20 protein-coding genes are annotated in these 23,319 nt (G+C 43.7%); 12 read left to right on the forward strand and 8 right to left on the reverse strand.

Translation table 11 applies throughout. The features are described from left to right. Positions 1-92: 92 nt before the first annotated feature. Positions 93-365 (reverse strand): HU family DNA-binding protein, encoded by a 273-nt coding sequence (locus NI466_RS08540; protein ID WP_004279807.1) that lies wholly within the window; start codon positions 363-365, stop codon positions 93-95. Positions 366-527: 162 nt separating this feature from the next. Then, positions 528-1,001 (reverse strand): phasin family protein, encoded by a 474-nt coding sequence (locus NI466_RS08545; RefSeq protein WP_184413218.1) that lies wholly within the window; start codon positions 999-1,001, stop codon positions 528-530. Between the two features lie 203 nt (positions 1,002-1,204). Here NI466_RS08545 and NI466_RS08550 point away from each other — a divergent pair, with 203 nt between their 5' ends. From NI466_RS08550 to fdx, 8 genes are all read left to right on the forward strand, one after another. Then, entirely contained in the window at positions 1,205-1,855 is a 651-nt protein-coding gene (locus NI466_RS08550) for a hypothetical protein (protein WP_005107155.1), read from the forward strand. A gap of 112 nt (positions 1,856-1,967) precedes the next feature. Further along, positions 1,968-2,441, forward strand: a complete 474-nt coding sequence (locus NI466_RS08555; RefSeq protein ID WP_004279811.1) for an Rrf2 family transcriptional regulator — start codon at positions 1,968-1,970, stop codon at positions 2,439-2,441. A gap of 1 nt (position 2,442) precedes the next feature. Then, on the forward strand, positions 2,443-3,660 hold the full coding sequence (locus NI466_RS08560) for an IscS subfamily cysteine desulfurase (RefSeq protein ID WP_004279813.1): 1,218 nt from the start codon (positions 2,443-2,445) through the stop codon (positions 3,658-3,660). 104 nt (positions 3,661-3,764) lie between these two features. After that, positions 3,765-4,151, forward strand: a complete 387-nt coding sequence (gene iscU / locus NI466_RS08565; protein WP_004279815.1) for a Fe-S cluster assembly scaffold IscU — start codon at positions 3,765-3,767, stop codon at positions 4,149-4,151. A gap of 34 nt (positions 4,152-4,185) precedes the next feature. Further along, a complete protein-coding gene (iscA, locus tag NI466_RS08570; protein ID WP_005107159.1) occupies positions 4,186-4,506 on the forward strand; it encodes an iron-sulfur cluster assembly protein IscA in 321 nt (106 codons plus the stop codon). 103 nt (positions 4,507-4,609) lie between these two features. Beyond that, positions 4,610-5,125, forward strand: a complete 516-nt coding sequence (gene hscB / locus NI466_RS08575; RefSeq protein WP_253173337.1) for a Fe-S protein assembly co-chaperone HscB — start codon at positions 4,610-4,612, stop codon at positions 5,123-5,125. Positions 5,126-5,166: 41 nt separating this feature from the next. Further along, complete coding sequence (gene hscA / locus NI466_RS08580; RefSeq protein ID WP_253173338.1) at positions 5,167-7,026, forward strand: Fe-S protein assembly chaperone HscA; 1,860 nt, start codon at positions 5,167-5,169, stop codon at positions 7,024-7,026. A 15-nt stretch (positions 7,027-7,041) separates the two neighbouring features. Then, positions 7,042-7,380 (forward strand): ISC system 2Fe-2S type ferredoxin, encoded by a 339-nt coding sequence (gene fdx, locus NI466_RS08585; RefSeq protein ID WP_004279821.1) that lies wholly within the window; start codon positions 7,042-7,044, stop codon positions 7,378-7,380. A gap of 114 nt (positions 7,381-7,494) precedes the next feature. Here the strand turns inward: fdx and NI466_RS08590 are convergent, their stop codons facing one another. From NI466_RS08590 to NI466_RS08610, 5 genes are all read right to left on the reverse strand, one after another. Next, entirely contained in the window at positions 7,495-8,940 is a 1,446-nt protein-coding gene (locus NI466_RS08590; RefSeq protein WP_253173339.1) for an adenylate/guanylate cyclase domain-containing protein, read from the reverse strand. Between the two features lie 55 nt (positions 8,941-8,995). After that, the gene (locus NI466_RS08595) at positions 8,996-9,430 is read right to left on the reverse strand and encodes an HIT domain-containing protein (RefSeq protein ID WP_004279825.1); all 435 of its coding nucleotides are present in this window, start codon (positions 9,428-9,430) and stop codon (positions 8,996-8,998) included. A 229-nt stretch (positions 9,431-9,659) separates the two neighbouring features. Continuing rightward, positions 9,660-13,118, reverse strand: a complete 3,459-nt coding sequence (mfd, locus tag NI466_RS08600) for a transcription-repair coupling factor (protein ID WP_253173340.1) — start codon at positions 13,116-13,118, stop codon at positions 9,660-9,662. A gap of 122 nt (positions 13,119-13,240) precedes the next feature. Beyond that, complete coding sequence (locus NI466_RS08605) at positions 13,241-13,606, reverse strand: hypothetical protein (protein WP_253173341.1); 366 nt, start codon at positions 13,604-13,606, stop codon at positions 13,241-13,243. Between the two features lie 129 nt (positions 13,607-13,735). Then, positions 13,736-15,178, reverse strand: a complete 1,443-nt coding sequence (locus NI466_RS08610; RefSeq protein ID WP_253173349.1) for an aspartate ammonia-lyase — start codon at positions 15,176-15,178, stop codon at positions 13,736-13,738. A gap of 421 nt (positions 15,179-15,599) precedes the next feature. Here NI466_RS08610 and putP point away from each other — a divergent pair, with 421 nt between their 5' ends. Further along, complete coding sequence (gene putP / locus NI466_RS08615) at positions 15,600-17,108, forward strand: sodium/proline symporter PutP (RefSeq protein ID WP_253173342.1); 1,509 nt, start codon at positions 15,600-15,602, stop codon at positions 17,106-17,108. Between the two features lie 78 nt (positions 17,109-17,186). On the opposite strand, the gene NI466_RS08620 is transcribed toward putP, so the two are convergent. Beyond that, positions 17,187-17,681 carry an Lrp/AsnC ligand binding domain-containing protein gene (locus NI466_RS08620; protein ID WP_253173343.1) on the reverse strand — a complete coding sequence of 165 codons (495 nt, stop codon included), beginning with the start codon at positions 17,679-17,681 and terminating at the stop codon, positions 17,187-17,189. A 118-nt stretch (positions 17,682-17,799) separates the two neighbouring features. Between NI466_RS08620 and putA the strand changes: the two genes are divergently transcribed. The 3 genes from putA (at position 17,800) to NI466_RS08635 (ending at position 23,290) form a co-directional block, all read left to right on the forward strand. Further along, complete coding sequence (gene putA / locus NI466_RS08625) at positions 17,800-21,555, forward strand: trifunctional transcriptional regulator/proline dehydrogenase/L-glutamate gamma-semialdehyde dehydrogenase (protein WP_253173344.1); 3,756 nt, start codon at positions 17,800-17,802, stop codon at positions 21,553-21,555. A 184-nt stretch (positions 21,556-21,739) separates the two neighbouring features. Next, complete coding sequence (trmA, locus tag NI466_RS08630) at positions 21,740-22,822, forward strand: tRNA (uridine(54)-C5)-methyltransferase TrmA (protein ID WP_253173345.1); 1,083 nt, start codon at positions 21,740-21,742, stop codon at positions 22,820-22,822. Positions 22,823-23,065: 243 nt separating this feature from the next. Further along, complete coding sequence (locus NI466_RS08635; RefSeq protein WP_034436106.1) at positions 23,066-23,290, forward strand: hypothetical protein; 225 nt, start codon at positions 23,066-23,068, stop codon at positions 23,288-23,290. Positions 23,291-23,319 lie beyond the last annotated feature (29 nt).

Raw genomic sequence — 23,319 nt, forward strand, 5'->3', positions numbered from 1 at the left:
AAAATACTCATTGAATGAATGTGTTAATCATCACAATTAAATTTATCAATAAAAAACGCGCCAAAGAAGGCGCGTTTCGTCGCTGGGTAAGCTTAAGCTACAGCGTCTTTTAAGCCTTTACCTGCTTTGAAGCTAGGTACTTTGCTTGCTTTGATCTCAAGAGTAGCACCAGTTTGTGGGTTACGGCCAGTACGTGCAGCGCGTTCTTTCACACCGAAAGTACCAAAACCCACTAAAGTTACTGTATCACCCGATTTTAAAGCTTCAGTAACAGAAGCAATTGTAGCATCTAAAGCTTTACCTGCGTCAGCCTTAGATAATCCCCCTTTTTCTGCAATTGCATCAATTAATTCTGATTTATTCATGAAGATTACGTCCTCTTAATATCGTTTATTTAAGGTTCAAGAATTGGTTTAACATGCCATAACGCCTTTATAGCAATGCTTTAGGTATAAACGCAATACTTAAGAACCTCTTTTTTTTCAAAAAATATGCGAAAAAAACATTGAATAATAAATAAAGTCATTTTATTTAAGTTTTTTCGGCAATTCTTCTTTCATTTTTTCTTGTTCCGCAGTCAACTGATCAACCTTGGCATGCAACTGGAGAATTAAACGTTCCAAATACTGTACATCCTTCAGTGTGACTAATCCTATACGATTCAATGAGTGATGAATAGAGTTGTCGATTAATTTTTCCACTTTGTCTTTGGTGTCTGTGACCGACTCTTTGGCTTTTTCTGAAACCTTCTCTACAGTTTGATCGGCAATATCTGCAGTTTTAGATTCAAGTTCTTCCCCGACCTTGACCAGCGAGTCAAACAGTTTATTGCCTTCTTCTTCTGCACGTGAAAATGCCCCGAGTCCAGCCAACCAGATCTGTTTGGTGTATTTACGAAAATCAAGAACCGATTTGCGCTCCGAGGCAGATTTAGACTTGGGTTTCAGCATTTTCTCATTCGAAGCTTCAGCTGAGTCTTGTGCTGTTTTTGACTTATCCATGTGCACGGCTCCTGTTTGTTTTCTGCGCAATTATTATAAATTATTCTACAAAACCACTGCATAATAGCAAATTTAGTACTTGATAGATTTGATAAACTGTTCTACAAAGCAATTTATTTCAAGTCTAATTTGATTTAACCCTGAAATCTCTTCACAAGCAGGAAGCTTTTTCACTTTATATTTCAGGTAAGGATTGGTTGTATATGAGCGAATCGCAACAAAGTCAAAATCAACCGCATTTGTTGCTTACGATGACGTTAATTGTTTTAGAGACAATATTTACCTTCATTCTCAAGCATGATCGTGTCGTTGCATTACAGGCCAAAAAGTTTGTAGATGAAAACATCTCGATTAAAATCAATAGCTATATTCCATATTTCGACTTTTATGTGCAATTCACCCCCAATGGACTATTATTTGACCACAAAGCACCGGGCCGCATTGTCGACCTGGATGTGCGCACTACACTGCCCGATCTGATTAAAATTTTCATTTTTGGTAATCGTCGTAGCATTCGTAGCATGCGTATTGATGGTCATCAGGTTTTAAAAGATGAGTTTCGTGATCTGTTAACCGTATTCAGTTTGCCTAAAGTATTAGCCGACTGGAAACACTGGCTGTCTGATGCGCCGACGGATGAAGCGGAAATTATTGCCTCTAAAAAGCGTATTGCGCCGCTTCTAAAGAAAATTGAAGAGCAGCGTTCCAAGATCAATACCCTGCAAGTGGAAGTCAAACAGTATAAAAACCGCCTGAAACGGATTGAACGCCGTCAAAAGCGCATTAACATCATTTTTGGCTTAAGCAGCGTACTTTTGATTACGTTATTAGTGTATAATTGGCTGAGCATGTAAATCTTTCATTCTCCAAAAATTAAATCCCACTAAGGTCTACTAAAAATAACTTGACTAATTTAGTCGGGATTCATAAAATCTACACATCTAGTCTAACCATGTGTATCGAATCATGCGCCTAACCACTCGCGGTCGCTACGCTGTGACTGCTCTACTTGATCTAGCTTTGCAGCCTTCTGAAAAAACGATAACGCTTGCTGAAATTGCAGCACGTCAAACTATTTCTGTTGCTTATCTTGAGCAGTTATTTGCGAAGCTCAAGCGTCATGGTTTAGTTTCTAGTGTTCGTGGCGCAAATGGTGGTTACCATTTAGCACGTAATGCAGATGAAATTACTGTGTTAGCAATTATTGAAGCTGTAAACGAAACAGTTGATGCGACTCGCTGTGACCATAAAGGCAATTGCCAGAATGGCGCGATGTGCTTGACTCATGATTTATGGCAGGAACTCTCCCATCACATCGCCGATTATTTAGAAAAAATCTCGCTTGCTGATCTGGTTGCACGTGACAACGTCCAGACTGTGTCATTACGCCAAAAATCAGCACCTTTAGATTCAGCCCTTTTATCGGTTACAGGTATTTGACATGAAACGTCCGATTTATCTTGATTATGCAGCTACAACTCCTGTAGATCCTCAGGTTGCTGAACGTATGATGGAATGCTTAACATTCGATGGTACCTTTGGTAATGCGGCATCTCGTTCACACGCGTATGGTTGGCAAGCAGAAGAAAAAGTTGAATATGCACGTGAACAAGTTGCGAATTTAATTAAAGCTGATCCACGTGAAATCGTATGGACTTCAGGTGCAACCGAGTCAGACAACCTTGCACTTAAAGGTGTGGCTCATTTCTATGCATCTAAAGGTAAACATATCGTTACCTCTAAAATCGAACATAAGGCAGTTTTAGATACCTGTCGTGAGCTTGAGTCTGAAGGTTTTGAAATTACCTATATTGAGCCTCAACCTCAAACCGGTTTAATTACGCCTGAAATGGTACAGGCAGCGATCCGTCCAGACACAATTCTTGTTTCCCTGATGATGGTAAACAATGAAATCGGTACTGTGACTGATGTTGCAGCGATTGGTGAAATCACTCGCGCTAACAAGATTTTCTTCCATGTCGATGCAGCTCAGGCGGCAGGTAAAGTTGAAATTGATCTTTCAACTTTAAAAGTAGACTTGATGAGCTTCTCTGCGCACAAGATCTATGGCCCTAAAGGTATTGGCGCACTGTTTGTACGTCGTAGCCCACGTGTACGCCTTAAAGCTGAAATGCATGGTGGCGGTCATGAACGTGGTATGCGTTCAGGTACCCTTGCGACTCACCAGATTGTCGGTATGGGTGAAGCATTTGAACTTGCAGGTAAAAACCTGGAAGCTGAACAGACTCGTCTACGCGTACTTCGTGATAAATTGTGGAATGGCTTACAAGGTCTTGAACAAGTGTTCCTGAACGGCCATCCAACACAAAACGTTGCGAACTATCTAAACATTAGCTTCAACTTCGTTGAAGGCGAATCATTGATGATGGCATTGAAAGATGCTGCGGTATCTTCAGGTTCGGCATGTACATCTGCAACACTTGAACCATCTTATGTACTTCGTGCATTGGGTCTTTCAGACGAACTTGCACACAGTTCGATCCGCTTCAGCTTTGGTAAATACACCACTGAAGAAGATATCGATCACGTATTGACTATCACTAAAGCTGCTGTTGAGAAGTTACGTGAACTTTCTCCGCTTTGGGATATGTATAAGGAAGGTATTGACCTTTCTAAAGTTGAGTGGGCTGAGCACTAATTTTCATCCTGAGATAGTGACAAATCCGTTGCTATCTCATTGAGAAAAGTTTTTTTACCCCCATATTTAATACTAAGGCTGACCCCGAGGTTTGGAGAAGCAACATGGCTTATAGCGAAAAAGTAATTGATCATTACGAAAACCCTCGTAATGTTGGCGTTTTAGACAAAAATGCTGAAAACGTTGGTACTGGTATGGTTGGTGCGCCAGCATGTGGTGACGTGATGCGTTTACAGATTCAGGTAAACGACGAAGGCGTGATTGAAGAAGCACGTTTTAAAACTTATGGTTGTGGTTCTGCCATCGCATCAAGTTCACTTGTGACCGAATGGCTCAAAGGTAAAACTTTGGATCAAGCTCAAGCGATCAAGAACATTGATATTGCGACTGAACTTGCACTTCCACCAGTAAAAGTACACTGTTCTGTTCTTGCTGAAGATGCAATCAAAGCAGCTGTAGAAGACTACCGTAGCAAGAAAGTTAAAGCTTAATTGTTCCACGTTTTGAAATTTTAACGGAGTTTTCATGATCCATTTAACTGAAAATGCTGCAACTCATATCAGCAATTATTTAAAAAATCGCGGTAAGGGTGAAGGCATTCGCGTTGGTGTGAAAACTTCAGGCTGTTCTGGTCTGGCCTATGTGCTCGAGTTCGTCGATGAAGTCGATGCACATGACCAAGCCTTTGAACAGTTTGGGGTTAAAGTATTCGTTGACCCGAAAAGTCTGGTTTATCTTGAAGGTATGGAGATGGACTATGTTAAAAACGGCTTGAACGAAGGCTTCGAATTTAACAACCCCAACAAAAAAGGCGAATGCGGTTGTGGTGAATCCTTCACTGTATAAACCCGGCAGTTATTCTCTTTTGACATTAAAACAGTGTGTTTCACACTGTTTTAATTGCATTTATACAGTTATTTTTGCACATTAATCGCGGATCCCATCTCCCATGAATCATTTTGAGTTGTTCAACCTTCCTGTAGCACTCGATATTGATTTGGCGGCTTTAAAGACTGAATTTTTAAAGTTGCAGCAACAATATCATCCAGATAAAGCTGAAGACAAAGATCAGGCTCTGATTAAATCAAGTGATATCAATCAGGCATTTAAAGCCTTGTCAGCGGTCGATAGCCGTGCAGCGTATTTACTGTCTCTCAAGAAACAGGATTATCACTTAGATCAGTCGATCAGTGATTTTGAATTCTTGCAGGGCGCTCTGGAAATTCGTGAACAACTTGACGATGCAACTTCTGCTGAAGATTTAACTTCACTGAAAGTCGAAGTCCAGCAATGGATTGAAGGCTTGGTTCGCGAGTTCAAAATTGATTATGCGGATGAAGACTGGGCCGAAGCACGCGATACAGTGCGCAAACTACGCTTCTTCGTTAAAGTCATGGCCGATATCGACAAAGCGGAAGACCGCTTCCTGGACGATGACAGCTTTGATCTTGATGATGATTTCTAATTTTTAGTATTTAACATTTAACGTGCAAAGGATGTAACACTATGGCTCTCTTGCAAATTGCAGAACCAGGTCAATCAAGTGCACCACATGAACACCGCATTGCGATTGGTATCGATTTAGGCACCACCCACTCTTTGGTTGCCACGGTTCTTTCAGGTAAAGCCAAAGTACTTAATGACGAACAAGGTCGTGTGCTACTTCCTTCTATCGTGCATTATGCAGAACAACAGACTCAATACGGCAATGAAGCTGCGCCTTTCATTACTACTGACCCTAAAAACACCATCGTTTCTGTGAAACGATTTATGGGTCGTTCGAAAGCTGACATCAAATTCCAGCATCCTTATGCCTTGGTTGGTGAAGCCAATGAAATGCCAGCTTTTGAAACTGCGCAAGGCCGTAAGACGCCGGTTGAGATTTCTGCAGAAATTTTAAAGCAGTTGAAAGACCGCGCTGAAGCCAGTCTGCAAAATCCGGTCAATGGTGCCGTTATTACAGTTCCGGCGTACTTCGATGAAGCACAGCGTCAGGCAACCCGTGATGCTGCCCAGCTTGCCGGTTTGAATGTTCTACGTTTATTGAATGAGCCAACCGCTGCTGCTGTGGCCTATGGTCTGGACCAAGAAAGCAATCTGAGTACAGATCGTAACTATGTAATTTATGACTTGGGCGGCGGTACCTTTGACGTTTCGATCCTGCGCTTCTCTCAAGGTGTGTTTGAAGTTCTGGCAACCGGTGGCCACACCGCTCTCGGTGGGGATGACCTGGATCGTTTGATCCTGAAATGGGCCAAGAAACAGCTGAATATCGACACTTTGAATGATGCAGAATATGCACATTTTGTCGTTGCGGCACGCAAAGCCAAAGAAGCTTTGTCTGATGCAGATTCAGTTCAACTCAAATTGCTTGATCAGGTATTGACGCTTGACCGTCCGACATTTGAAGAGATCATTAAAGTTGCTTTGGATAAAACCATCAGCGTATGTAAGCGTGTGATGCGTGATGCCAAGCTTGAACTAAATGACATTCAGAATGTCGTTTTGGTCGGTGGCTCGACACGTTCTTATGCAGTACAAAAAGCCGTGCGTGAAGTGTTCAACCAAGAACCACTTTGCACCATTAACCCGGATGAAGTGGTTGCGATTGGCGCATCAATTACTGCGAACCAATTGATTGGCAACTCGACTGATGGCTCATTGTTATTAGACGTGACGCCTCTGTCTCTTGGTCTTGAAACCATGGGCGGACTGGTTGAACGATTAATTTCGCGTAATACTGCGATTCCAGTCGCTCGTCGTCAGGAATTTACCACTTATCAAGATGGCCAGACTGCCATGTTAATTCATGTGGTTCAAGGTGAACGTGATCTGGTTGAACATTGCCGTAGTCTGGGCCGATTTGTGCTGCATGGCATTCCGCCAATGACTGCCGGTCAGGCACGTATTGAAGTAACGTTCCAGGTCGATGCTGATGGCTTGCTGACTGTATCTGCGAAAGAAACCACCTCTGGCGTGACGGCTCAAATCGATATCAAGCCATCTTATGGTTTGTCTGGTGAAGATACTGAACGCCTATTACTAGACGGTTATAAATTCGCTGAAGAAGATAAGAATCTTCGTCATTTGAATGAAACCAAAGTTGAAGCACAGCGTGAACTGGAAGCACTGGTTCAGGCACTCAAAGCGGATGCCGGTCTTTTGACTGAGGAACAGCTTGCAGCACTGCAAACTGCGCAAGCACAACTTGAAACTCAGCTTCAGGGTTCAGATATCAAAGCGATTGAATCTGCCGTTGAACAGCTTAAAATACATAGTGATGCTTTTGCAGCAGCACGTATGAATCAACATATTGATGCAGCTCTTAAGGGCACTAAACTCGACGACTGGTCAAACTCAAACTAATTTAAGGTAACGACTATGCCACGTATTAAAGTTCTTCCACATGCGCAGATTTGCCCCGAAGGTGCTGAGTTTGAAGTCGAACAAAATGCCAATCTTTGTGAAAGCCTACTGAAAAATGGCATTAAAATCGAACATGCCTGCGATATGTCAGCAGCGTGTACGACCTGTCATGTGGTAGTACGCAAAGGTTTTGACAGTCTGGAAGAAATGGATGATGTTGAAGCTGACTTACTCGATCGTGCTTGGGGTCTAGAACCTGATTCACGTCTTTCTTGTCAGGTTAAACTGGACGATGAAGATCTGGAAATCGAAATTCCAAAATACACGATTAACCATGCTTCAGAAAATCACTAAGATTTTCCTTGCAGGCTAAAATAAAAAACCACGCTCAGGCGTGGTTTTTTCTATTTAAATATAAGCAGTTTTAATCAAATTTTTTTATTTGGCTTGAGTTAATTTAGATAAATTTTAAATATGTTCAATCACTTCATCTTCCAGCTTCAGTTTGACAATGCCTTGTGAATTGGTCATTTTCTGCTGAGTTTCAATGCGTTTAATCATTTTTTCCAGCACATGAATCAGCTCAGGATATTCAAAGTTTTGCACTTCATCCAGATTCAGCAATAAATGAAAGCCCTTATATTCATAATCGAACCAGCGCTGATACTCGACTTTCTGAGACGCGTATTTTTCCATGACCTGCCAGGTTCTTACAGGTGCTTTAATGCCTTTCAGGAAAATCGGCTTTTTCGGTGCACAAAGATAATCATCTTTGATCAGATTATGGGTATCTTCTGAAATCAGGATTTCATCAACTTCCGCCGCACTTTGCAAACGTGCTGCCAGGTTAGCATCACGCCCCACAATAGTATAAGCCATACGATGCGTTGCCCCATAATTCCCGACGTGGCAATAACCGGTTGAAATCCCCATACGAATATGCAGTGGCGGATAACCCATTTTAATCCAGCGCTCACGCAGCAATTTCATTTGCTGACGCATCGCCAATGCCATTTCCATGCAGTTCTTGGCATCCCGTTCCACACCTTCAGAGTTCGGATCACCAAAGAAAATCAAGATGGCATCACCCATGAATTTATCAACAGTCGCTTCATAATTTTTAGCGATTTCGGTCATATGCCGCAGATAGTCATTCAACAGGAATGCTAAATCATCTGGAATCAGGGTTTCAGATAACTCTGTAAAGCCTTGAATATCAGAGAAAAAGATCGTCAACTTTTTACGTTTATATTCAATTTTGGCTTCAGATTCACCTTTCATAATGGATTGCCATAACTGCACGGGCGCATAGCGACTCAGTTGATTGGCAAATTCCATATAACGATTCATCTGTTCGAAATAATGGTCTTTTTTCTGGGTCATGTATTGCACACGACCACTTTGATAAAAACTTCCGACACCAAAATAGGTAATCAGACAGATAAAGCCTAAAACGGTCAACTCACTGCTGGTCGGTTCGAAATAATTATTAAACCCAAAGACCAGAATATTGGCCAGATAAAAAAGCGTAATCCCGATCAGGCTGGCCAGACAGGCCATCATAAATGAAATTTTATTGCTGATCGCGGTATAGAGTACTGCGACCAGACCCAGCAAGGACAAGACCAAGTCCAGATGCACGGCCGCCAAAACCACCGAAATGACAATGACATCGATCAGGAAAAGAATATTACGCCGAATGTGATAATCATGACGATAGATCAGCCAGCGAGATAGCTTCGCTGTAATCAGTAAAACCAGAAACAAAAAAAAGGGAACAAAAAGCTGATACTGGGTATCTGGTTCAGTGTAATGAAAGACGACCAGAACCAGAGACAGCATGATATATCCCATCATGCGATGGAAATACTCAAACTGATGGGGTTCTTTTTGAATCCAGTCGTCTAATTGCACTCACTCACTCCCTGAAGTCCGCAACTGTCCATGGTTCTCGGAATGCCCCGGCTGATTAGTCCATGCGCCAGTCAAATGGCATATCGCCCTGACCACGTAAAGCCAGCATTAAGGTTTGACGCATATGTGCCAGTACTTCACTGCTATAAGGAACAGCAGGTGTACCCCAAACAGGCTTCGGCCATACAACGTCGTTCTGATAACGAACTACATGATGAAAATGCAATTGCGGCACCATATTACCCAGCGCTGCTACATTCATTTTATCTGCACGGAAAACACGTGCCAGCTGGCTTGATAACCAGCTTGACTCTCTTAAAAACTGCTCTTGGTCAGCTTGACTCAATTCATATAATTCAGAGACACCCGGCACACGTGGAATCAGAATGAGCCAGGGAAATTGCATATCATTCATCAAACGACATGTTGACAAAGGAAAGTCGCCTACAAAAAACGTATCTTGAGCAAGTTGTGGATGCAAACTAAACATATCTTTATAAATGATGCAAAATTAGAATGATGGCTAATACTAACATATCCAACTGAAGCTGAATATTGGAAGCAATGTGTTTAAAGACAAATTCTCATGATTTGTTGCGAAGCACATCACAACAATCACTGTAAACAATTCATTAAAAAAATCAAGCCTGATGCTACTGCGAACTTCATTCGAAAATGAAACCTAAACTGAACTTTCAGGCTGATTTAATCGAATAAAATCAGTGCAATTCTTTAAGTAGACTATCCAGCAAATCCTGAATAAACTGAATGCGTTTTTGATAATCTTCCAGCATGACCATCACTTTCAGACGTTGACCGCCATCCATCCGGAAATAGGTCGGATGTTTCTGCATCATTTGAATAATCGTCATGGCCTGAACCGGAGTATCCGGCGCAAATTCAATATGCCCGCCCTGACTGCTGATATCAATTTTAGTAATACCAAGCTGCTCGGCTTTCAATCGAATCTGATGTACAGCAAAGAGCTGTTTGACCGGTTGCGGCGGTATACCAAAACGATCAATCAATTCCATCCGGATATTATCCAGCTTTTCCTGGGTATCGGTATTACTGATGCGTTTATAGAACAACAGACGTTGATGCACATCACCCAGATATTCATCCGGAATCAGTGCTGGCATATGCAGGGTAATTTCGGCAGTCAATGACAATGGTGCGTCGAAGTTTGGCGTTTTACCTTTTTGAATGGCTTTGGTGGCTTTTTCCAGCATTTCCATATACAGGCTATAACCAATCGCCTGCATCGAACCACTCTGCTGTTCACCGAGTAATTCACCTGCGCCGCGAATTTCCAGATCTTCAGTTGCCAGCATAAAACCGGCACCCAAAGTTGAAGCACGCTGAATGGCATCCAGACGTTTTTCTGCATCACCTTTTAAGGCTTTTAATGACGGTACCATCAAATATGCATAAGCCTGATGATGTGAGCGCCCTACACGTCCGCGTAGCTGATGTAATTGCGCCAGGCCCAGTTTGTCGGCACGTTCAATCAGAATGGTGTTGGCATTCGGAACATCAATCCCGGTTTCAATAATGGTCGAACATACCAGAACATTGTATTCCTTGTGATAGAACTGCTGCATCACCTGCTCCAGTTCACGTTCACGCATCTGTCCGTGGGCCACAATCACCCGCGCTTCCGGCACCAGTTTACGGATATGCTCGGCGGCACGATCGATTGTATCAACTTCATTATGCAGAAAATAAACCTGACCACCGCGCAGCAATTCACGCAGAATCGCTTCTTTAATGGTGTCATCGGTATGTTCCTGCACAAAGGTTTTCACCGCAAGACGGCGTGCCGGCGGTGTGGCGATAATCGACAGATCACGCATGCCACTAAAGGCCATATTCAGCGTACGTGGAATTGGAGTCGCAGTCAGTGTCAGCATATCAACATCGGCACGCATGGCCTTGATTCGCTCCTTGTCGCGCACACCGAAACGATGCTCTTCATCGACAATCATCAGACCGAGATTCTTAAACTGGACATTTTCCTGCAAAATCTTATGTGTACCAATCACAATATCGACTTTACCTTCAATGAGGTCGTCAATGGTCTTAGTATGTGCTTTGGAAGAACCGAAACGTGACAGCACTTCAATCCGGACCGGCCAGTCGGCAAAGCGGTCTTTGAATGAATCATAATGCTGCTGTGCCAGCAAGGTGGTTGGTACCAGAATCGCCACCTGCCGATTATTCTGCACTGCAACAAATGCGGCACGCATCGCGACTTCTGTCTTGCCGAAACCCACATCACCACACACCAGTCGATCCATCGGCTTGGCCTGCTGCATGTCATGCAGTGTGGCTTCAATCGCATTGGCCTGATCCAGTGTTTCTTCATAGGCAAAGCCACTAGAAAATTGCATATACAGGCTTTGATCGACTTCAAAACTGATTCCAGGTTTGGAAGAACGCCGTGCCTGAATATGCAGCAATTCGGCCGCGACATCGTGAATCTGTTCCAGTGCTTTACGTTTGGCTTTATTCCAAGCATCTGTACCGAGCTTATGTAACGGTGCCAGATCCGGATCACCACCACTATACCGGCTGATTAAATGCAGATTGGTCACCGGCACATACACTTTGGCGGCATCCGCATAATCCAGCTGCAAAAATTCGTGATCCTGATCATCAATACTTAAGGTGACCAGACCAGCATAACGTCCGACCCCATAATCGATATGCACCACAGGCGCGCCCATGGTCAGCTCAGTTAGACTTCGGATCAGAAACTCTTCGGAAACTTCCTGTTGACGTTTGCGACGGCGCTGTACCACGCGATGTTCATACAGCTGATTTTCAGAAATTACGCTGACACAATCGGTCAATACCAGACCACGCTCTAAAGGCGCATTGGTAATGGCAATTGCATACAGAGATTGAATAAAACTATCAAAATTTTCAACCGTGGGGATATCACCCAGACTTGGTCTTAATGCATCTTTAAGACTTTCACGGCGTCCAGCACTTTCAGCCACCAGCAGTACCGGATGATTAGCCTGATCAATATATTTTTTGACTTCATGAAACGGTTTTTCACGTTTCGGATCTACGGGCAGACGCGGTGGCAACTGGGTATCAAGATTCAATACCCCAGCTTTTTGATCAAAAGATGTTTGTGCGGCAATGATGCGTGCAAACTGGTTCAGCTGCTCCAGCACCTGATTGGTCTGAAAAAACAGGCTTTCAGGCGGCATGATCGGTTGGTCGACATTGTGGCGACGATCTTCATAACGGCGCACCACATCTTGCCAAAACTGGCTGAGACTTTCGTCCAGAGCCTTATCTGTAATGACAATGCCATTCTTCGGTAGGTACGAAATCAGTGAACTTTGGCCTTGCATTGCTTCAGCGCTGAAAAACAAGGGCAAATAAAACTCGATTCCCGGCGAGACTATGCCATCCATCACATCCTGATAGATCGGGTTTTTCTTTGGATTCGCGGTCGGGAAAAATTCGGCATAGCGGTCACGGAAAGTGGCACGACCTTCCTTGAGCGGAAATTCCTGTGCCGGCAATACGGTAAACTGCTGCAAACTTTGCGTGGTGCGCTGAGTTTCGGCATCGAAAAATTTCAGGCTTTCAATTTCATCATCAAACAGGTCAATCCGAATCGGTGCTTCCTGTCCCGATGCGTAGATATCCATGATACTGCCGCGTACCGCGAATTCACCTGGATCATAGACGGTATCGACCAGATGATAACCGGCCTGAATCAACTTTTTCTTTTGTTGTTCCAGATCAAATTTCTGACCGACATGAATATCGAAATGCTCACCCAGAATCCATGAGGTTGGCGCCACACGTTGTGCCAAAGTTGAGGCGGACAACAACAGTACACCAGTTTTGGGCATATTGGATAAGATTGCCAGACGTTCCGAGACAATATCCTGATGTGGGGAGAGACGATCATAAGGCAAGATTTCCCAATCCGGAAAAATCGTGGGTTTAATCCCATAAAATTCCAGTTCACTTTCCAGTTGACCCAAATGCTGATTATTACGTGCAATCACAATAAATAAGCGCGATTGCTGCTGCACGATTTCCTTGAGCAATAATGCAGTTGAGGAACCTTGCAGATTGCCTAACCAGCGTTTCTCGCCTGCTTTGAGCTGTGGTAAATTGAGTTGGGAAATTTCTTGCTGGAACATGGATATAGCTTTAAAGTCTAAATAACCTGAGGCTTATACTAGCACGATGATCTCAGGATATTTTGTTATTTTATGCAGTCTTGCCACATCCATATACTTCGATTTTAAGCCACTTTTGCAGCTTATTTTTGATCGCGCAGAAAGTTACGATAATAATCATTTAACTTCTTAAGGATCATTTTGAATTGCAGCAGGTTTTCTTTGGTATTGCCTAAAGTCGCATTAAAACGCTGATGAGCAATTTCCAGATCAATTTTTTCATTGATCAGCATCGCGGTATCATATAACGCTTTTAAATCATCAAACTGTTTTAAACGGCAATTAGACAAATACTCCAACCGCGCACCCAGTTCCTGATTGAGTTGAATACCATCGACGATATAACCTGTACCTTCTACATACTGGATATTCTGCTCTTCTAAATATAGCTGTGCAGCAGTCGGTTTATTACTTTTAAATAATGCACTGATTTTATCAAACATCGCCATTTACCCAGCCAAATATAGTTCAGGCTCTAGTCTAGATGGAAATGCCTCAAATCCACATCCTGAACTTGAGGCAAATTATCAAAATAGCAGCGATTCGCTGTTTCAGACGATTTAATAGATATAGGTATGTTAAGAAACCTGTTCGAGCTGATTCTCTGCTGAAGGGATTTCAGACACCAGATTTTCAAATGCAAAGATTTCCTCTAATTGCGTTGCACTTAATAAGCCCAGCTCCAACACCACTTGCGGCACGGTTTTATTCTCCCGCATACATTGTTTGCCGATTTCATCGCACTTGGCATGTCCCAATATCGGTTCAAGCAAGGTCACAATCCCGACACTGCGCATAACGGAACTTAAGCAAATCTGCTCGTTGGCCTGAATACCAGCAATACATTTCTGATTCAGAGTTTGCATACCTTGGGTCAATAACTGAATTGATTCATTCATCGCCACGGCAATCACAGGTTCCATGACATTCAATTGTAGCTGCCCGGCTTCCGCAGCCATAGTAATGGTTAAGTCATTACCAATCACCCGGAAGGCAATCTGATTCACAACTTCCGGAATCACCGGATTGATTTTTGCCGGCATGATCGAAGAACCTGCCTGTAACTCAGGCAAACGGATTTCAGCTAACCCTGTACGCGGTCCCGAACTGAGCAAGCGCAAATCATTACAGATTTTGGACAATTTCACTGCCAGATGTTTTAAACTGCTCGACAAAATAATAAAGACGCCACAATCGCTGGTCGCCTCGACATAATCTGCCGCTCCTTTTAAAGGCAGACCCGTTAGGTGCGCCAAGATTTCCACCACCCGCTTGGCATAGCCCGGTGGTGTATTCACCCCGGTCCCAATGGCAGTGGCGCCTAAATTGACTTCTAGCAATAACTGTCGCATCTGCCCAATCAGCTTCAGGTCTTCTTTTAATAAGGTGGCAAATGCCCGGAATTCCTGTTCCATGGTCATCGGAACTGCATCTTGTAACTGGGTACGTCCCATCTTGATGACATATTCAAATTCGGCAGCTTTATGGTCGATACAGTCAATCAATGCTTTAAGCACGCTCAACAATTCATCCAGACTGCTATAGGTCGCCAGACGCAAAGCCGTTGGATAGACATCATTGGTCGATTGCGAGGTATTCACATGATCATTCGGATGCAGAATGTGATAATCGCCTTTCTGATGGCCCGACATTTCAAGTGCAATATTGGCAATTACCTCATTGGCATTCATATTGATGGAGGTTCCGGCACCGCCCTGATAAGGATCGAGTGGAAATGCCGCTTGCCACGCTTCCGGATGCTGAATCAATTCATCACAAGCTTTCTGAATGGCAGTACTGGTCTGCTCAGACAATTTTTGAAAATGCAGATTGGCCTGTGCCGAAGCTTTTTTCACTTGGGCCAAAGCACGAATAAAATGCGTTTGTTGCCCTACCGCCAATCCGGAAATCTTAAAATTTTCGATGGCACGTAAGGTATGAATCCCATAATAGCTATGCAACGGGATTTGTTTTTCCCCCAATAAATCACGTTCAATGCGGGTCGGTTCGATTTGAAGCATATTGTCCACTAAAAAATACTCTTGGCGATGCACCGTATTTGGTGTGACATTAATATGAGCAAACAAATACAGGCCTAATAGGAAGACTTTAACCTAGATTTGCTACGATTTATTACCAATACGCTAAAGCTGTGATTTTTGTAAAATTATGTAAGCAACTGGCTCAAATTCAAATATTTTAATTATTTATTCAAAATTTCCACTTTTCCCCTGAATTCGACGTCGTATTGCCTTTTATCCGCTCAAGTTATTCCTGATTTAATTTCAGAGAATTACTACGATGTTTACAATAGACATACATAAAAGCTGTGTAATTGTTACAGAGTGTAATTTTTAAACCATGCTTGAATCACCTCCTTGCGATCTCAGTACAAAAAATCATCTTGGACGATGATTTCCATATTTACAGGATGACCTGCCTATGACTTATTTAAACCCCACCCTGATTACCTTCATGTTTTATATTATCGCCATGATTGCAATCGGTTTATATGCTTATCGTGCCACCTCCAATTTTGACGAATATATTCTAGGTGGACGGAGTCTGGGCAGTGTCGTCACTGCACTTTCGGCGGGCGCATCGGATATGAGTGGCTGGCTGTTGATGGGTCTTCCAGGAGCCATTTACTTGTCTGGTCTGTCAGAAGTCTGGATTGCGATCGGTTTGATTATCGGTGCATGGCTGAACTGGTTACTCGTGGCAGGTCGACTGCGCGCCCATACTGAATATCAGAACAATGCTCTAACCTTGCCGGATTATTTCACTAGCCGTTTTTCCGACCGTAAACGCATTTTACGGGTCTTGTCTGCCCTGGTGATTCTAGTGTTCTTTGCGATTTATTGTGCCTCAGGCATGGTCGCAGGTGCACGACTGTTTGAAAGCCTGTTTGGCTGGGATTACACCACAGCGCTTGTGATTGGTGCGACGGCGACGATTCTCTATGTCTGTATTGGTGGCTTTTTGGCGATCAGCTGGACAGATACATTCCAGGCCGGTTTGATGATTTTTGCCTTATTACTGACTCCGATCATTACCTTCTTGGCTCTGGGCGACAACAGCCAGCAAGTGAGTGTCATTCTTGAATCGGCTCGCCCACATGCCTCCAGCATGCTTGAAGGTTTAAGCACCGTCGCGATTATTTCCAGTCTGGCCTGGGGCTTGGGTTATTTTGGCCAGCCACACATACTGGTGCGTTTTATGGCGGCAGATTCGGTCAAAACCATTCCTGCTGCACGCCGTATTGGCATGACCTGGATGATTCTATGCCTAGGCGGTGCAGTGGCTGCCGGTTATATCGGTATTGCCTACTTCAGTGTCAATCCCGCATTGGCCTCGGTGGTGAAGCAAAATCCTGAAACGGTATTTATGGAATTGACCAAAATTCTGTTTAATCCGTGGATTGCAGGAATCATTCTGGCTGCTATCTTGGCGGCAATTATGAGTACCTTGAGCTGTCAGCTTTTGGTCTGCTCTACCACCCTGACCGAAGATTTATATAAGAGTTTCCTGCGTAAAAATGCCTCACAGAAAGAACTGATCTGGGTCGGTCGTGGCATGGTCTTGGTGATTGCCCTGATTGCCATTTCACTGGCGATTAATCCGAATAGTAAGGTTTTAGGACTGGTGGCTTATGCCTGGGCAGGTTTTGGTGCCGCATTTGGCCCACTGATTATCTTGTCGCTATTCTGGAAACGAATGACCCTCAACGGCGCGATTGTCGGTATGGTGGTCGGTGCCGTGACTGTAATTGTCTGGAAAAATTACATGGGTGATACCGGTCTGTATGAGATTATTCCGGGCTTTATTCTGGCTACCCTCAGCATTATCATCGTCAGTCTGCTGGATAAAGCACCTAGTGAAGATGTAGTACATCGTTTTGAAATGGCTAAAGCCGAGTATCAAAAAGAAATGGCAGAAATGGAAAAATAATCATCTTCTTACTTGAATATAAAAGGGACTGAATTGTCCCTTTTATATTTTTATCTTTTCGGATGAAGCGGTTGCGAATTATTTAGCTTTTCCCGGCATTTTCAGATGGATCTGCTGACTTTCTTTAATTACTTCCATCACCGGATAACTGCGCGTTTCTTTAATTCCGGGCAATTGCCACAAAATCTGACCTGAAATTTTCCGGAACTCGTCCATATTGGCACAGCGGATTTTCACCACAAAATCAAAACCACCACTGATCATATGACACTCGATAATCTCAGGAATCTGCCGAACTGCATGGGAAAATTCATCTAAAACATTCGGTGTGGTTTTATCCAGTAAAATTTCAACAAAGACCACAAAACCATTATTCAACATTATTGGATTGAGGCGCGCTTCATAGCCCACAATAAAACCTTCCCGGGTCAGCTTTTGTACACGCGCCAAGGCTGCCGTAGGCGACAGATTGACCAGTTCAGCCAGTTTGATATTGGAGAGCTTGGCATCGGATTGCAATAAACCCAGTATACGAATATCTATACGGTCAAGGTTCAAATAAGGAGTTGGCATTAAAATTATTCTCTAAAAAAAGCGAAAACTATAGTGAGATATTCGTCAAATATTCTGTGATTATAGATTAAAACTCATTCACCTCAAAGAACTGATTGACGCAGTACAGGAAGTCACTATGCCAACCACTCTCCGCCCCGATTCAATTTTAGATGCGGCCCAGCACTCGAATTATATTACTGAATTTAAACATAAAAACCAATACGAAGAACGTATTAATACGGCATGGCGTCGTGCTGAAACTGAATGCGTCGAAGAGTTATTGGCCCATAGTGAAATTTCTTCCGAGATGAGTGACAAGATTCAGGCGCTTGCCTTTGATCTCGCACATTCCTTACGTGAACGCAAAAGTTCCACTGGGAAAGCCGGTATTGTCCAAGGCTTATTGCAGGAATTTTCTTTATCTTCTCAGGAAGGCATTGCCCTGATGTGTCTGGCAGAAGCCTTGCTGCGGATTCCGGACAAAGCCACACGTGACCTGCTGATCCGTGACAAAATCAATCAAGGCAACTGGAAAGAACATTTGGGCCAGAGCCAGCTGATGTTTGTGAATGCGGCAGCCTGGGGATTGATGCTGACCGGCAAGCTGATGGAAACCCCGCAGCAAAAAAGCCTGTCTAGCTTGTTGACCGGCCTTTTGGCACGCAGTGGCCGCAGGATTATCCGTAAGGCCGTGGATGTTGCCATGCGCATGATGGGCGAGCAGTTTGTCACAGGTGAAACCATTGATGAAGCATTAAAAAATGCCGAACCGCTTGAAGAAAAAGGCTTCCGCTACTCCTATGACATGCTGGGTGAAGCTGCACTGACCGATCCGGATGCTGAACGTTATTATCAGGATTATCAGCAAGCCATTCATGCCATTGGTCAAGCATCACAAGATAAAGATGTTTATGACGGGCCTGGCATTTCTATCAAACTCTCTGCGCTGCATCCACGTTATCAGCGTTCCCAAATGGATCGCGTGCATGATGAGCTCTATGCAAAAGTACTTAAACTCGCAGTCTTGGCCAAGCAGTACAATATTGGTTTAAATATCGATGCTGAAGAAAGCGATCGCCTTGAGATTTCATTGGAACTGTTAGAACGCCTGTGTTTTGAACCGCAACTGCAGGACTGGAAAGGCATTGGTTTTGTGATTCAAGCCTATCAAAAACGCTGCTTCTATGTGGTGGATTACATCATTGATCTGGCGAAGCGCAGTCAGAAACGCCTGATGATTCGTCTGGTCAAAGGCGCGTATTGGGATAGCGAAATCAAAAAAGCCCAGATTGATGGAATGTCGGATTATCCGGTATTTACCCGTAAAGTACATACCGATCTGTCTTATATCGCCTGTGCACGTAAGCTTTTGGCTGAACCAGACTATATCTATCCGCAATTTGCCACTCACAATGCACAAACGGTAGCGACGATCTATCAACTGGCGCAACCTGAGCAATACTATGCCGGTCAATATGAGTTTCAATGTCTGCATGGCATGGGCGAACCGCTGTATGAAAATGTTGTGGGCGATCCATCGAAAAATAAACTGGGTATACCCTGCCGGATCTATGCGCCAGTCGGTAATCATGAAACTTTGCTGGCTTATCTGGTGCGCCGTTTACTGGAAAATGGTGCCAATACCTCCTTCGTCAATCGTATTGCTGACAAAACCTTGAAAATTGAAGATTTGATTGAAAATCCACAGCAAACCATTTTAAAGGCATCAAAACAAGAAGGCGTGATGGGTGCCAAGCATCCCCAGATTCCCTATCCGCAAGATCTTTATACCGATGCACGATTGAACTCTTCAGGACTCGATTTGGCCAATGATGCTGAACTCAGTATTTTAAATGAAGTCGCATCCAGTCTGTCAAATACGCAATTTCAGTCAGCTGCTATGGGAACGGCATTTAGCAGCGTGGATACGCCCCATGCAGTTCCAGTGATCAATCCAGCACACCATCAGGATGTGGTCGGCACAGTCTATGAAGCAACGTCTGAACAGGCCGAAATTGCACTCACTCAAGCAGTTAATGCACAAAGTTTCTGGGCCAATCTGCCAAAAAATGAGCGTGCTGCCTGCCTGAATAAAGCCGCAGAACTGATGGAACAGCGTTTGCTTCCGCTCATGGTTCTTCTTTCTCGCGAAGCAGGTAAAACCTATGCCAATGCGATTGCCGAAGTACGTGAGGCGGTAGATTTCTTGCGTTACTATGCAGCTCAAGTTTTGGATCTCAGTGACAATGTACAGATCCAGCCTTTAGGTACTGTACTATGTATCAGTCCATGGAACTTCCCGCTGGCGATTTTTACCGGTCAGATTTCAGCAGCGCTGGTCGCTGGCAATACCGTGATTGCCAAACCGGCTGAACAAACACCGCTCATTGCAGCACAAGCCGTACAGATTTTATGGGAAGCCGGCATTCCGCAGGATGTATTACAGCTACTACCTGGGCGCGGTGAAACCATTGGTGCACAGCTTAGTGCAGATTCGCGTATTCAGGGCATCATGTTTACCGGTTCCACCGAGGTCGCCCAAATTCTACAAAAAACCGTGGCAGAACGAATAAACCAGTTTGGAGAAAGCGTCACCCTGATTGCTGAAACTGGTGGTCAAAATGCCATGATTGTGGATTCATCTGCATTGACTGAACAGGTGGTGTTGGATGTTGTGAGCTCTGCCTATGACAGTGCCGGTCAGCGCTGTTCTGCCCTGCGTGTCCTTTGTGTGCAAGAGGATAATCTGGAGGCTGTTCGCAACATGCTCAAAGGTGCCATGCAACAGTTGCGCGTTGGCAATCCGGTCTTGCTGAAAACCGATATTGGTCCAGTGATTGATGCAGAAGCCCAGCAAAATATCCAAAAGCATATTGAGCAGATGCGCAGCAAAGGTCATACAGTTCATCAGTTGATGTTTAATCAGGAACAGACTGAATTAACTCCAGGAACATTCATTGCACCAACCCTGATTGAACTGCCAAATCTGGATGATCTGGAACGTGAAGTGTTTGGCCCGGTACTGCATCTGATCAGCTATAAATATGGCGAACTGGAACAGTTGTTAGATCAGATCAACAGCAAGGGTTATGGCCTGACCATGGGCTTGCACACGCGTATTGATGAAACCATGCAAACCGTGATTGCACGAGCGGAAGTCGGCAACCTGTATATTAACCGCAATATCGTTGGTGCGGTCGTGGGCGTCCAGCCTTTTGGTGGTGAAGGTCTGTCCGGCACCGGCCCGAAAGCGGGTGGCCCGTTGTATATCTATCGTTTAATGCATCAAGTATCCGAGAAAAAACTGGCTCAGCCTTATGCAGCTCAAGCTGAGCCAGCACTTGTTGAACATAAACTTGTTCAGGAGTTTAAAGTCTGGGTAGCTAAAACTTTCCCAACTTTATCTTTAAAAGCACCTATGCAAATTGCGACTGGTCAAAGCTTTAGCCTGCAAGGTCCAACCGGTGAGGAAAATCAGTACATGATCTTGCCACGTGAAAGCGTTCTCTCGTTAGCACATAGGGATCAAGACCAGATTCAGCAAATTCTGGCGATTTTATCGGTTGGCAGTCGTCCTGCGGTACTGGCAAACAATACTTTTATTCTGAAATATTTACCAACCATGCCAGCCGCGGTTAGCAAGCAATTTAAAGTGGTCCGGGATATTGAAACAGGTGTATTCGAGGCCGTCCTGCATCATGGTGACACTACTGAACTGATTGACTTGCAGAAACGCATTGCAACACGCCAAGGTCCAATTATTGGTATCACCCATTTAACTTCGGGCAACTATGATATTCCGGTCGAGCGATTTGTGATTGAACGCGCGATCAGTATCAACACGGCGGCGGCAGGCGGCAATGCCAGCTTGATGACGATGGATAATCTCTAAATCAGTCCAATCATCTCATTATTTTTAGCTTAAATCTTTCCTCTTGATGGCCAAACCTCTCTCCTCAGAAGGTTTGGTCTTTTTTATGCAGCTTTTAAAGCAGCTCGACTACAATAGGCTTAGGCAGATCGGCAATTTTTTGCTACCATTTGCGCTTTAAAATATTTGCGATTTCTTACTGCATATGACTTCATCTTATCAGCAACAACTTGAAGCCAAAATTGAACGCATCAGCGCTCAGTTTGCCGAATATCAACCACCTGCTTTAGAAGTATTCCAGTCTCCTGAAAAATATTTCCGCATGCGTGCTGAATTCCGGATCTGGCATACTGAAGATGATCTGTTTTATGCCATGTTCGAACGTGACGAAAACAACAATAAAAAAGTCATTCGTATTGATAAATTTCCAATTGCCGATCGCAGTATTAATGACTTGATGCCACAATTGCTTGAAGCATTCAAGGCAGATTCCAATCTGGGCCATCGCCTGTTTGAAGTCCATTTTCTGGCGACGTTAAGTGGTCAGGTTCTGGTATCCCTGATTTATCACCGCAAGCTGGATGAAAGCTGGGAACCTGCAGCAAAAGCACTGGCGGAAAAACTGAATATTAAACTGATTGGCCGAAGCCGTGGCCAGAAATTCGTCCTGACTGATGAATATGTGGTGGAAGAGCTATCGGTCTTTGATCGTCGCTATAAATACAAGCAGATCGAAAGCAGCTTTACTCAGCCGAATGCACAAGTCTGCCAAAAAATGCTGGAATGGGCATGTGATGCAGCGGAACAATCAGATAAAGATTTGCTGGAACTCTATTGTGGCAATGGCAACTTCACCCTACCGCTTTCAACCAAGTTCCGCCGTGTATTGGCCACTGAATTAGCCAAATCTTCAGTTTATGCAGCTGAGTGGAATATTGAGCAGAACCAGATTGAAAATATTCAGGTGGCGCGTCTGTCTGCCGAAGAATTCACTCAAGCTTATAATGGCGAGCGTGTTTTCCGTCGCTTGCAGGAAGCACTAATTGATATTTCGACTTATGATTTTGAGACGGTATTTGTTGATCCACCGCGTGCCGGTATTGATGATGAAACGCTGAAACTGTTACAGCGTTTCGAACGTATTATTTACATTTCTTGCAATCCAGATACTTTATATGACAATCTGAAACAGTTGTCTCAAACGCATAAAATCAGCAAGTTCGCCATGTTTGACCAGTTCCCGTATACGCACCATGTTGAGACGGGTGTCTTGTTGGAAAAAGTATAAAGAATTTGTTTCAATTTATTATATTGTTACAAAAATGGAGCTTTCTAAAGCTCCATTTTTTATATTAAAAATCATGTATTTAATAATAAATACTGACTTGTACAGCAAGAAATATCGTTAGACCTTTAGGCTTCCATCGGAAATTTTCAAGACCAACTGCTGCTTTTATCACATAGGTCCTATTGCTTTATTTATTTAATTGGCTATATTTCACTCTATGTTAGGTTGTTGTATGAAGGCTCTATGAGTTTTTGGCAAAAGTTGTTTTCTAATGAACAACACAATGAACACAAGAATCAAATTGCTTGTGTTGAAAATGATTGCTCTTGCAAGACGAATGAACAGCTTCTTGAAGCACTTTCTAAAGCCACTGATGAAGAAATCATCATCGGAATTAAAAAGGTTCTTGTATCTCGCGGCTATAGCCGCAAAGAACTGAATGAACTTCAGCACTTGCCATTGCAGTAATCGGCCAAGGTTACAGCCGTATAAAGAAA

This window comes from Acinetobacter lwoffii, assembly GCF_024129595.1.
GTDB classification, from domain to species: domain Bacteria; phylum Pseudomonadota; class Gammaproteobacteria; order Pseudomonadales; family Moraxellaceae; genus Acinetobacter; species Acinetobacter lwoffii_O.